13 protein-coding genes are annotated in these 12,071 nt (G+C 71.4%); all 13 read right to left on the bottom strand.

From position 1 onward, the window contains the following. Positions 1-30 precede the first annotated feature (30 nt). Positions 31-357 (bottom strand): DUF2469 domain-containing protein, encoded by a 327-nt coding sequence (locus AC29IT_RS23565; RefSeq protein ID WP_224959986.1) that lies wholly within the window; start codon positions 355-357, stop codon positions 31-33. A gap of 30 nt (positions 358-387) precedes the next feature. Next, the gene (locus AC29IT_RS23560) at positions 388-1,155 is read right to left on the bottom strand and encodes a ribonuclease HII (protein ID WP_358439556.1); all 768 of its coding nucleotides are present in this window, start codon (positions 1,153-1,155) and stop codon (positions 388-390) included. Positions 1,156-1,157: 2 nt separating this feature from the next. Continuing rightward, entirely contained in the window at positions 1,158-2,072 is a 915-nt protein-coding gene (gene lepB, locus AC29IT_RS23555) for a signal peptidase I (RefSeq protein ID WP_358439553.1), read from the bottom strand. 286 nt (positions 2,073-2,358) lie between these two features. After that, entirely contained in the window at positions 2,359-2,718 is a 360-nt protein-coding gene (rplS, locus tag AC29IT_RS23550; protein ID WP_224959983.1) for a 50S ribosomal protein L19, read from the bottom strand. Between the two features lie 208 nt (positions 2,719-2,926). Beyond that, positions 2,927-3,697, bottom strand: coding sequence for a tRNA (guanosine(37)-N1)-methyltransferase TrmD (gene trmD / locus AC29IT_RS23545; protein WP_358439550.1), 771 nt, complete (start codon positions 3,695-3,697; stop codon positions 2,927-2,929). A 68-nt stretch (positions 3,698-3,765) separates the two neighbouring features. Next, positions 3,766-4,296 (bottom strand): ribosome maturation factor RimM, encoded by a 531-nt coding sequence (gene rimM, locus AC29IT_RS23540; RefSeq protein ID WP_358439547.1) that lies wholly within the window; start codon positions 4,294-4,296, stop codon positions 3,766-3,768. Positions 4,297-4,303: 7 nt separating this feature from the next. After that, on the bottom strand, positions 4,304-4,543 hold the full coding sequence (locus AC29IT_RS23535) for an RNA-binding protein (protein WP_184481725.1): 240 nt from the start codon (positions 4,541-4,543) through the stop codon (positions 4,304-4,306). Further along, positions 4,540-4,983 carry a 30S ribosomal protein S16 gene (gene rpsP, locus AC29IT_RS23530; RefSeq protein ID WP_358439543.1) on the bottom strand — a complete coding sequence of 148 codons (444 nt, stop codon included), beginning with the start codon at positions 4,981-4,983 and terminating at the stop codon, positions 4,540-4,542. Before rpsP ends, AC29IT_RS23535 begins: the two co-directional genes overlap by 4 nt. Before the next feature lie 326 nt (positions 4,984-5,309). Beyond that, positions 5,310-6,101, bottom strand: a complete 792-nt coding sequence (locus AC29IT_RS23525) for a CPBP family intramembrane glutamic endopeptidase (RefSeq protein ID WP_358439540.1) — start codon at positions 6,099-6,101, stop codon at positions 5,310-5,312. Positions 6,102-6,260: 159 nt separating this feature from the next. Continuing rightward, positions 6,261-7,337 carry an amidohydrolase family protein gene (locus AC29IT_RS23520; protein ID WP_488220124.1) on the bottom strand — a complete coding sequence of 359 codons (1,077 nt, stop codon included), beginning with the start codon at positions 7,335-7,337 and terminating at the stop codon, positions 6,261-6,263. Beyond that, the gene (gene ffh, locus AC29IT_RS23515; RefSeq protein WP_358439533.1) at positions 7,334-8,911 is read right to left on the bottom strand and encodes a signal recognition particle protein; all 1,578 of its coding nucleotides are present in this window, start codon (positions 8,909-8,911) and stop codon (positions 7,334-7,336) included. The genes AC29IT_RS23520 and ffh overlap by 4 nt, the downstream gene beginning before the upstream one ends. A 171-nt stretch (positions 8,912-9,082) precedes the next feature. Then, positions 9,083-11,035 carry a DEAD/DEAH box helicase gene (locus AC29IT_RS23510; protein WP_488220123.1) on the bottom strand — a complete coding sequence of 651 codons (1,953 nt, stop codon included), beginning with the start codon at positions 11,033-11,035 and terminating at the stop codon, positions 9,083-9,085. 330 nt (positions 11,036-11,365) lie between these two features. Next, on the bottom strand, positions 11,366-11,950 hold the full coding sequence (locus AC29IT_RS23505) for a P-loop nucleotide/nucleoside kinase family protein (protein WP_358439527.1): 585 nt from the start codon (positions 11,948-11,950) through the stop codon (positions 11,366-11,368). Between the last annotated feature and the right edge of the window lie 121 nt (positions 11,951-12,071).

Raw genomic sequence — 12,071 nt, 5'->3', positions numbered from 1 at the left:
CGTCCCGCGCGCCCCGCCGCCCGCCGGCGCTCAGCTCCCGCCGAACGGACCGTTCTCCGGCAACCGGAGGTCGGGCTTGTCCAGCTCCTCCACGTTCACGTCCTTGAACGTGATCACCCGGACGTTCTTCACGAACCGGGCGGGCCGGTACATGTCCCACACCCACGCATCCGACATGGACACCTCGAAGTAGACCTCGGAATCGGAGTTCCGGACCTGCACGTCCACCGCGTTGGCCAGGTAGAAGCGCCGTTCGGTCTCCACGACATAGGTGAACTGCCCGACGATGTCGCGGTACTCCTTGTAGAGCTGAAGCTCCATCTCGGTCTCGTACTTTTCGAGATCCTCGGCGCTCATCGCAGTGCGAGCCCTTCCCCGTCGTTCGTCCTAGGTTCTCCCATTGTCCACCACTTCCCCCTCAGAAGCATCGAACAGACCGGGTTTGCTGGTGATCGCGCGCGGCGAACGCATCCCGTGCAACCGCGCGGCCGCCACCACGTTCGAGTAGGACCAGCGGTGCTCCGGGCTCGGACCGTGCGCGCGCATGCTCGCGGTGTGGTCGGCCGTGCAGTAGCCCTTGTGCCCGGCGAAGCCGTACCGCGGCCACCGCTCGTGCAGGTCGCGCATGATGTGGTCCCTGGTGACCTTCGCCAGCACCGAGGCCGCCGCCACGCAGGCGGCGACCAGGTCGCCCTTGAGCACCGCGACGCTCGGGGCCCCCAGCCCCTGCACCTTGAAGCCGTCGGTGAGCACGTACCCGGGGTGCACCGGCAGGCGCGCCACCGCGCGCCGCATGCCTTCCAGGTTGGCGACGTGGATGCCGAGCGCGTCCACGTCCTCCGCTTCGATGACCACCGTCGAGAACGCGTCGGCCCGACGCACGATCACCTCGTGGAGGCGCTCCCGCTCGGCCTCGGTCAACACCTTCGAATCGGTGAGCCCCTCGAACTTCCGGGCGTCCCCCGGTCGAAGGACGCAGGACGCGACCACCAGCGGACCCGCGCAGGCACCGCGCCCCGCCTCGTCGACACCGGCGACCGGACCCAACCCGCTGCGATCCAGGGCGCTCTGCAACGCCCAGTTCCCGCTGCTGCGGCGGATCACCGGACGCGGCGGGCGCCAACCCGCCCCGGCCGACGCGAGCCGTGCACCCACCGTCAGTGCCGCTCCTGGCGGCGCTGCCGGATGGCGGCGGTGAACTTGCGACCGGTCCACAGCACGGGGAAGGCCGCGGCGAAGCCGATGCCCACGGGGAGCCCGGTCTGCCACGCGGGCGCGCCGAGCGCGTCGGCCTGCGGGTCGTCCTCCCGGACGCTCTGCCAGCGCTGCGGCGGCAGCACGATGAACTGCGCCTTGCCGATCACGTGGTCCACCGGCACCGCGCCGTTGACGCCGCCCCCGCCCTGGAAGCGGGAGTCGTTCGAGTCGTTGCGGTTGTCGCCCTGCACCCACAGGTAGCCCGGCGGAACGGTGACCGGCCCGAAGTCGGGCTGCGTGTCGCCGCGAGCGGGCTCCCAGTAGATGTAGGGCTCGTGCAGCGGCTTCCCGTCGACGATCATGCGGTTCTGGTCGTCGCAGCACTCGACGGTCTGCCCGCCGGTGGCCATGACCCGCTTGACGAAGTCCTTCTCGTCGGGCGAACCGAACCCGATCAGCGACATGGCTCCCTGCATGAAGCCGGCCACCGGGTTCGAGGGCTCCTCGACGGTGAAGTCGTTCTTCGACCAGGTGTCGGGGCCGCGGAACACGACCACGTCGCCGGGGCCGGGGTCGGTGAACCGGTAGGAGATCTTGTCGACCAGCACCCGGTCGTTCTGGCAGCCGTCGCAGCCGTGCAGCGTCTGCTCCATCGACTGGGAGGGGATCACGTAGACCCGGGCCAGGAACGCCTGGATGAGGATCGTGAGCACCAGCGCGGTGACGATCAGGATCGGCAGCTCCCGCCAGAACGATCCCTTCCGCTCGCGCGAGCGGCCGCCCCGCGAGCGGCGACCGCCCTCATCGGCATGTTCGGCAGCCGCGCCTTCGCGAGGCTCTTCTTCTGGTCCGTTAGAGCGCATGACGTCGGCCACGCGGTCAGGCTACTGGAACCGCGGAGCACCCCGGCGGAGTCCCCCTGCCCGCCGACGCGAGCGCTCGCGGCGCGCTTCCCGCCCATGACGTGCGCGTTCGTCCGCTCCGGGCTGCCGGGTCGGGATCACCGCGGCGAGATCGGGAGTGTGGAGTGCCACGCGCCGCCGCGGCGTTCACCTGATCGTGGATCATGCGATTCGCCTGCAGGGCAACAAAAAGGACGACCCGGGTGCGCGGAGCACCCGGGTCGTCCGAAGAATCGCCCGTCGTCGCGGGCGGTCCGCATCAGGAAGCGGCGATCGGCTCCCGCTTCTCCTTGATCTTGGCGGCCTTGCCGCGCAGCTCGCGCAGGTAGTACAGCTTCGCGCGGCGGACCTGGCCGCGGGTGGCGACCTCGATCTTGGAGATGTTGGGGGTGTGCACCGGGAAGGTGCGCTCCACGCCGACACCGAAGGAGATCTTGCGGACGGTGAAGGTCTCGCGGACGCCCGCGCCCTGGCGGCGGATCACGACGCCCTGGAAGACCTGGTTCCGCTCGCGCGAACCCTCGATGACGCGGACGTAGACCTTCAGCGTGTCGCCAGGCCGGAAGGCCGGAATGTCGGAACGCAGCGACTGGGCGTCCAGAGCGTCCAGGGTGTTCATCGGTGGTCCGTCCTCATCCGTGTCGTAGGCACCCGTGCATTCGCGGATCGTGGCCCGGACTTAACCGCGGCCGCCGCCTGACACGGGGTTGGCTTGCGATGTGCGCGCCGAGACGGAACCCGGCTGCGGCAACCCGTCAAGTGTGCCAGACGCGCAGGCAGGCGCCGCAACCGACCCCGCGGAACGGCACCCGCACGCCTGGGCCCGGTCAGTCCGAGGCGTCCCCGGAGTCGTCGGCGCGCAAGGCGTCCAGCCGCGCGCGGTCCTTCTTGTCCAGCGCCTCGGCGGGCAACCGTTCCAGCAGGTCGGGTCGCCGGTGGTAGGTCCGGTCCAGCGCCTGGTCGCGGCGCCAGCGGGCGATGGCGGCGTGGTTCCCGGAGCGCAGCACGTCCGGCACCGGCCGGTCCCGCCACACCTCGGGCCGGGTGTAGCTGGGGCCTTCCAGCAGGCCGTCGGAGAACGAGTCCTGCTCGGCCGAGGCCGGATTGCCCAGCACGCCGGGGAGCAGCCGGGCCACCGCCTCGACCATCGTCAGGGTGGCGACCTCGCCGCCGACCAGCACGTAGTCGCCGATGGAGACCTCTTCGACCGGCATCCGCGATGCCGCCTCGTCGACCACCCGCTCGTCGATGCCCTCGTAGCGGCCGCAGGCGAACACCAGCCACGGTTCCGCGGACCAGCGGACGGCGGTGCGCTGGGTGAACGGCCGGCCGGCCGGGGTGGGCACGATCAGCCGGGGCAGCTGCGGACCGGGACCGCACACCTCGTCGAGGGCTTCGCCCCACACGTCGGGCTTCATCACCATGCCCGGGCCGCCCCCGTACGGGCTGTCGTCCACCGCGCGGTGGACGTCGTGCGTCCAGTCGCGCAGGTCGTGCACGCCGACGGAGATCTTCTCCCGCTCGATGGCCTTGCCCAGCAGCGCGGCGCGCAGCGGAGCCAGGTATTCGGGGAAGATCGTGACGACGTCGATGCGCAACGGGTGGTCCTTCGAGCGGGAAGTTCCGGCGCGGGGCCGGGAGAGCAACGTGCCGGAGGGGCGACGGATCAGTCGTCGCCGAGCAGGCCCTCGGGCGGGTCGATGACGACGCGCCCGGCCTCGAGGTCGATCTCGGGCACGATCTCGGTGACGAACGGGACGAGCCGTTCCACGTCGTCAGCGGTGCGCACCGACAGCAGTTCGCCGCCGGGCGTGTGCAGCACTTCGCGCACCACGCCGACCTCGTCACCGGTCGTCAGCACCACCCGCAGACCTTCCAGCTGGTGGTCGTGGAACTCGTCCGGGTCGTCGGTCGGCGCGAGTTCGTCGGTGCGCACGGTCAGCGTGACGCCGCGCAGCTGCTCGGCCGCGTCCATGTCGTCCACCGACTCGAAGCGCACCAGCAGCCGCCCGGCGTGGGGCCGGGCGGCTGTCACGGTGAGCGTGTCCGATCCGGGCTTGCCGCGCCGCTGGACGCCGAGCACCGCGCCCGGCGCGAACCGCAGTTCGGGGCTGTCGGTGCGCACGTCGACGACGACTTCGCCGCGCACGCCGTGCGTCTTCGCGACTCTGCCCACAGCCAGTGCCGGACCGGTCATGCCGTCCTCATCGATCGGTGTCGACCACGTCGACCCGGATGCCGCGCCCGCCGATCCCGGAGATCACGGTGCGCAGCGAGGTCGCCGTGCGGCCACCGCGGCCGATGACCTTGCCCAGGTCGTCCGGGTTCACGTGGACTTCCAGGGTGCGGCCCCGCCGGGTGGTGAGGAGTTGGACGCGGACATCGTCGGGGTTGTCGACGATGCCGCGCACCAGGTGTTCGAGCGCGTCCGCGAGGACCGTCACGCCTGGCCGTCCTCGGACTTCTGCTCCTCAGCGGCCTCGGCCTCGGCCTTCTTGCCGCCCTTCTTCTTGGGCGTGGTGGCCTCGGCGACGGTGTCCTCACCGGCGGCGGCGAGAGCGGCGGCGAACAGCTCTTCCTTGCTCGGCTTCGGCTCGGCGACCTTCAGGGTGCCCTCGGCGCCCGGCAGGCCCTTGTGCTTCTGCCAGTCACCGGTCACCTCGAGGATGGCCTGCACCGGCTCGGTCGGCTGCGCGCCGACGCTCAGCCAGTGCTGCGCGCGCTCGGAGTCGACGATGATGCGGCTCGGGTTGTCCATCGGGTGGTACTGACCGATGGTCTCGATCGCCCGGCCGTTGCGGCGGGTGCGCGAGTCGGCGACGACGATGCGGTAGTGCGGCTCCCGGATCTTACCGATACGGGCCAGCTTGATCTTCACAGCCACGGGTGCTGGTGCTCCTCAGACTCTCGTTCGTGCTCGGGCGAGCGAACCAAGCCGTGTGGGGAAATACGGAGTGGATGGCTCATACGTCGATGGCCGCGGACGGTGAGAGGGACCGACTCGCAGCGAACAGGCGCTTATTCTGCCAGATGCCCCGCCCCGCCCCGCAGCAGGTCCCTCCCAGCACCCGCATCACGCCTGCGCAGCGGCCGGTGCCCGCCTCCCGTCAGCGGCGAAGCAACTGAGCAGCGGGCAGCGTCCGTCTCCTGCCAGCGAGGAAACCGCTGAGGTTCCGCCACCCACCGCTTCGCACCAGCAGCGGAGCGAAGTCACGTCGGTGTGATCACGCCGAGGGAGATGAGCAGGAGTCCCAGCGCAGGCAGGAAGTTGTTCACCTGGTGGGCGACCACGCTCGCGGTGAGCCTGCCGGTGCGCATCCGGGCGATCCCGATCGGGATCGCGATGATCAGCAGCAGCCAGGTGCGCTCCGGCTCCAGGTGCCCGATGGCGAACACGGCGGTGCTGAGCACGAACGCGCTGATCCGGCTCCACCGCAACCGCTCCATGGCGCCCCACAGCAGCCCGCGGTACAGCACCTCCTCGCACACCGGGGCGATCAGCCACACGTGCAGGAAGATCAGCACTGCCAGCGACGGCGACAGCTCCACCCCGTCGAGCAGGGTGCTGACCGCGGAGGTGGCGTTCTCCGGCCCCACCCACCTGATCCAGATCGTCGAGGCGATGGTGGTGCTGAGCAGCCCGACCAGTCCGATGCCGAAGCCCGCCTTGACGTCCTCCCACCGCCAGTACAACCCGAAGTCCAGCCGCGGACCGTTGCCGCGCAGCAGGGTGATCGCCACCGCTACGGCGGCCGACACCAGCGTCGGGAGCATCAGCATGCACACCAGCGCCGCCGAGAACCACTCGCTCTGCCGCGGGTCCCCGAACAGCGCCATCAGCATCGCCGACGCGATGAGGAACACCGCCTCGGCCAGGAAGAACGCGCCGAAGCCCCATCTGTGGTCGCGCGCGGCGGGCGGGGTGGGGACTTCGGTCGCGGTCCCGGTTCCCCCGTCCTGGGCGGAAACGCCTTCAGCTGGCTCGGGCTGCGGTACCTGCACGGGCGCCTCCGTCTCGAACGAGCGGCGTTCCGGGGCGTGCCCGGTATCCCCGCCGCTCGACCACGGGTGTTCCCAGCACGCCGAATGTCCGGCGGAAACGCCAGATTACCTTCGTCTTTCACCACCCCACATCCGCTTTCGGACGTGGTGGACCGTCGATCAGGTGACGACGGCGCCCCGCAGCACGATGCGGCGGGGATGGCGCAGCGCGCCGAGGTCCGCGCGCGGATCGGTGTCGTAGCAGACCAGGTCGGCGACCGCGCCGTGCTCCAGTCCACCGTGGCCGAGCCACGCGCGGGCGGCCCAGGACGCCGCGCCCAGCGCCTGCTCCGCGGACATGCCGACGCGGTGCAGTGCGCGGATCTCGTCGACGAGCACGCCGTGCTCGATGCCGCCGCCCGCGTCGGTGCCCGCATACACCGGGACGCCCGCCTCGACCGCCTTGGCGACGGTGGCGTCGCCGCGCTCGTAGAGGGCGGTCATGTGGCTCGCGTAGTCCGGGTACTTGGTGGCCGCCGCGGCGAACGACGGGAAGTTCTCGATGTTCACCAGCGTCGGCACCAGCGCGGTGCCGTGCCGGGCCATCAGCTCGACGGTGTCGTCGGTGAGGCCGGTGCCGTGCTCGATGCAGTCGATGCCCGCGGCGAGCAGCCCGGGCAGCGCGTCCTCGCCGAACACGTGCGCGGTGACGCGGGCGCCGTGCTCGTGGGCGACGGCGATCGCCTCGGCCAGCACGTCCGCGCTCCACAGCGGGGTGAGATCGCCCGCGGCGCGGTCGATCCAGTCGCCGACGAGCTTCACCCAGCCGTCACCGTAGGCGGCCTGCTCGGCCACGGCAGCGGGCAGCTGGGACTCGTGCTCCAGCTGGTCGGCGAGGTACGGGATGTAGCGCTTCGGCTTCGCCAGGTGCCTGCCCGCGCGGATGATGCGCGGCAGGTCGGCGCGCTCCTGCAACGGCCGGGTGTCGATCGGCGCGCCGCAGTCGCGGATGAGCAGGGTGCCCGCGTCCCGGTCGGTCTCGGCCTGCTGCGCGGCGACCTCCAGGTCGACCGGGCCGTTCGGGCCGATGCCGACGTGGCAGTGCGCGTCGACGAGCCCGGGCAGCAGGTAGCCGCCGTCGAACACGGTGGTCGCGCCGGGCAGCGGCGCGCGGCTGATCAGGCCGTCGCCGATCCAGAGCTCACCGGCTTCGCCCTCGGGCAGCAGCACGCCGCGCAGGTGCAGCGGCGCGCTCATTTCTTCTTCTTGCCGCCGAAGTTCAGCTTGGAGGGGTCGAACCCGGGCGGGAGCTCGTTGAGCCCGCCCTGCAACTGGGAGGTGTCCGGGGCGGCACCGGGCGCTCCACCACCGGGCATCCCGCCGGGGAACCCGCCCGGCGGCAGGCCGGGGAATCCGCCGGGCATGCCGCGCATGCCCTTCGGCGGGGTCGGCCCCTTGGCCTTGCCCTTGCGGTTCTTGCCCTTGCCCTTCTTGCCCTTCTTGCCGCCCCCGCCGCCGCCGAAGCCGCCGAACTGGCCGGCCATCTGCTGCATCATCTTGCGGGCTTCGAAGAAGCGGTTCACCAGGTCGTTGATGTCGCTGACGCTGACGCCGGAGCCCTTGGCGATGCGCTGCCGCCGCGAGGCGTTGATGATCTTCGGGTCGGTGCGCTCGGCGGGCGTCATGCCGTGGATGATCGCCTGCACCCGGTCCAGGTGCTTCTCGTCGAAGTTGGCGAGCTGGTCCTTCATCTGGTTCGCACCCGGCAGCATGCCCAGCAGGTTCTGCAGCGGACCCATCCGGCGGACCGCCTGCATCTGCTCGAGGAAGTCCTCGAGGGTGAGCTGCCCGGAGCCGAGCTTCTGCGCGGCCTGCTCGGCCTGGTCGGCGTCGAACGCCTGCTCGGCCTGCTCGATGAGGGTGAGCATGTCGCCCATGCCGAGGATGCGGCTCGCCATCCGGTCGGGGTGGAAGACGTCGAAGTCCTCCAGCTTCTCCCCGTTGGAGGCGAACATGATCGGCTGGCCGGTCACGTGCCGCACCGACAGCGCGGCACCACCGCGGGCGTCGCCGTCGAGCTTGGTGAGCACCACGCCCGAGAAGCCGACACCGTCCCGGAAGGCCTCCGCGGTCGACACCGCGTCCTGGCCGATCATCGCGTCGACCACGAACAGGACCTCGTCCGGCTGGACGGCGTCCCGGATGTCCGCGGCCTGGCGCATCATCTCCTCGTCCACGCCGAGGCGGCCCGCGGTGTCGACGATGACCACGTCGTGCTGCGCGCGCTTCGCCTCGTCGAGGCTGCGCCGGGCCACGTCCACCGGGTCACCGGTGCCGTTGCCCGGTTCCGGCGCGAACACCGGAATGCCCGCGCGCTCGCCGACGACCTGGAGCTGGGTGACCGCGTTGGGGCGCTGCAGGTCGCAGGCCACCAGCATCGGGGTGTGCCCCTGGCCGGAGAGCCACTTGGCGAGCTTCCCGGACAGGGTGGTCTTGCCGGAGCCCTGCAGGCCGGCGAGCAGGATCACCGTGGGCGGGTTCTTCGCGTGCTCCAGCCTGCGGGTCTCGCCGCCGAGGATGCCGACGAGCTCCTCGTTGACGATCTTGACGACCTGCTGGGCGGGGTTGAGCGCGCCGGAGACCTCGGCACCCTTCGCGCGATCCTTGACACCCGAGATGAACGCGCGCACCACCGGCAGCGCCACGTCCGCTTCCAGCAGGGCGATGCGGATCTCGCGCGCCGTGGCGTCGATGTCGGCGTCCGAGAGCCGGCCCTTGCCGCGCAGGTTCTGCAGAACCGAGGTGAGCCGGTCGCTAAGGGTGTCGAACACGGGTTCTCGCCGCTCCTGAGTCGAATGATGTACCTGAGTACCTGGTCGAGGGTAACCGCACCCGGAATCGCCGGAGGCGACCGCCGGGCAGGTGCCCGCGTCCGAGCGGCGGGCGCGGGGCGGACGAGCGGGCGGCGCGGCCTCCACCGGGAGACCGCGCCGCCCTCGTCATCAGGTGCGGTCGCGGCTGGGGCGCTTGCCGTAGCCGCCGCCGGGACGACCGCCCTGCTGCGGGGCGCGCGGGCCGCCCTTGCGGTGCGGGCGCGGCTTGTCCCGGCTCGGACGCGGACCGCGCCGCGCCAGGACCTCGCCGTCGGCGCGGGTGATCCGCAGGCCGCGCCCGGCGACCTGGGTCTTGCTGAGCTTGCGCAGCATGTCCTCGGGCAGGTTCGCGGGCAGCTCGATGAGCGTGTGCTCGGCCCGGATGTCGATGTGCCCGATGTGCTTGCTGTGCAGGCCGCCCTCGTTGGCCAGCGCGCCGACCAGGGCGCTCGGCGTGACGCGGTTGCGACGGCCGACCTCGACCCGGTAGGTGTCGGTGTCGGTCCCGGCCGGCTCGTAGCCGCCTTCGCGGTGCCTGCGGTTGTCCTGCGGCTCCGGCTCCAGCAGCAGCGGGCGGTCGCCCTGCACCATGCCGGCCAGCGCGGCGGCGATCTCCGCGGCGGGCACGTCGTGGGTGCGCTCGTACTCCTGCACGAGGTTGTGGAACAGCTCCAGGCCGCCCTTCTCCAGGGTGTCGGTGATCCCCTGGGCGAAGCGGGCGAGGCGCTGGTCGTTCACGTCGTTCACGCTCGGCAGGTCCATCTGCTCGATGGACTGCCGGGTGGCCTTCTCGATGGAGCGCAGCATGTGCCGCTCGCGCGGGGAGACGAACAGGATCGCCTCGCCGCTGCGCCCGGCGCGGCCGGTGCGGCCGATGCGGTGCACGTACGACTCGCTGTCGTGCGGGATGTCGTAGTTCAGCACGTGCGAGATGCGCTCCACGTCGAGCCCGCGGGCCGCGACGTCGGTGGCCACCAGGATGTCGATGCGGCCTTCGCGCAGGTGCCCGATGGTGCGCTCGCGCTGCGCCTGCGGCACGTCACCGTTGATCGCGGCGGCGTTGAAGCCGCGCGCCTTGAGCTTCTCGGCGAGCTCTTCGGTGATCTGCTTGGTGCGGGCGAACACGATCATCGCGTCGAAGGTCTGCACTTCGAGGATGCGGGTCAGCGCGTCCAGCTTGTACGGGCCGCGCACCGGCACGTACTTCTGGGTGATGTTGGTGGCCGTGGAGGTCTTGGTCTTGACCGAGATCTCCACCGGCTCGCGCAGGTACGACTGGCTGATCTTGCGGATCGCGCCGGGCATCGTCGCGGAGAACAGCGCGACCTGCCGCTGCGCGGGCACCGACTGCAGGATGCGCTCGACGTCCTCGATGAAGCCCATCCGCAGCATCTCGTCGGCCTCGTCGAGCACCAGGTGCTTGAGGTTGCGCAGGTTCAGCGACCCCTTGTCCAGGTGGTCGATGAGCCGGCCCGGGGTGCCGACGACGACGTGCGCGCCGCGCTTGAGCCCGGCCAGCTGCGGGCCGTAGCTCTGGCCGCCGTAGATCGGCAGCACGTTGAAGCCCGGCAGGTGCTTGGCGTAGCGCTGGAACGCCTCGGCGACCTGGATGGCCAGCTCGCGGGTCGGGGCGAGCACCAGGGCCTGCGGGCCGGGCGCGTCCAGGTCGAGGTTGGTGAGGATCGGCAGCGCGAACGCGGCCGTCTTGCCGGTGCCGGTCTGGGCCAGGCCCATCACGTCGCGGCCTTCCAGCAGCGGCGGGATGGTCTGCTCCTGGATCGGCGACGGCGTCTCGTAGCCGAGCTCGACGAGGACCTTGCGGACCAGCGGGTCCAGCGCGAGCGCGTCGAAACCGGACGGCCCGGACGGCTCGGTGCTCTCCTCGGCGGGGGCCTGCTCGACCGGAGCCTGCTCGGCGGCGGGCTGCTCGGCGGCGGCCGGGGCCTGCTCGGCGAGCGCAGATTCGACGGACTCGACCGCGGCGGTGACCGCCTGCTCGCCGTTCAGGTCGGCGGCGGGCAGCTCGGAGCTCGCGTCGCCGGTCAGAAGCCCACCGGAAACTGCTTGATCGATTTGGGGCATGGGTGTAGCGGATCTCCTCGGTAGTGGTCGCCAGGGCTGAACCGGAATGCGTCACGGCCCTGCACCGACGTCCACTGCACGCGGCGATCGCAACAGTCAGGTCCGAACACAGCTCCGCCGTCGCCGTCTCCAAGGGCGGGCGATGCTGTTCGCGCATGTCAAGCCGCGCACACCTGGCACGCACACGCACTGTTGCCAGTCACTCGCAGCTCGCTGTCTCAGCCAGACGCGGCGGAATCTGCCCCCGCGTCGTCGTCCAGGGTAGCGATCAACCGTTCGGCCGGGCGAACCCACCCGTGCTATCGGGACGAATCTCACCTCGTCGCCAGGTCAGCGGGGGCCGAGCAGCCGCAGGCCGCCGGTCACGTCCGCTCGTGTGAAGAGGTGCACTTCCTGCCAGCCGAACGGTGCCCGCCCGGACAGCAGCGCCCGGTGCATCCGGCGCGCGCGGTGCACGTGCAGCTGGAACGAGTGGCCCCGGATGAGCCTGCCGCGGGCGTGCTGCCCGGCCAGCGCCTCCTCCGGTCCGGCGTGCAGCCACACCAGGATCCGGCGCCGCCCGGTGAGCAGCGCGAACATCACCAGCATCAGCCGCGTGGTGGACCGGGTGGAGGGCTCGTGGGCGACGACGCGGCCGCGGGAGCGCAGGCAGCACCAGGCGATGCGCGCGCGGTGCAGCGCGTGCACCAGCGGCCGGTACCAGCGGTACGGGACGGCGGCGGGCAGCAGCGCGCGGAGCCGGGCCCGGACCTGCTCGGAGTCCAGCACCACCGTGCCCGGTGGCGCGACCAGCTTGTGCAGCACGGTGCTCTTGCCCGCGCCGGGCAGTCCGGCCAGGACGACGAGCGCGCGGCGAGGGGCGCGCAGGGCGGGGGCTGGGCCGCCGTCCACGGCGGACTCGTCCGAAATGTCCACGACGTCCCCAGGTTACGCGAAGCGGATCTTGCGGCGGGCGCGCGGGCGGACGCGGGAATCCGGGGTGGCCCTACCCCTCGTGCGGTCCACCCCGGATTCCCCTTTCCCCCAGCCCCCTCTT

The sequence above is a fragment of the Saccharopolyspora sp. MMCC62 genome, assembly GCF_057736575.1.
The sequence above is the reverse complement of the archived record's forward strand: the minus strand, read 5'-3'. Positions and strand labels throughout refer to the sequence as shown.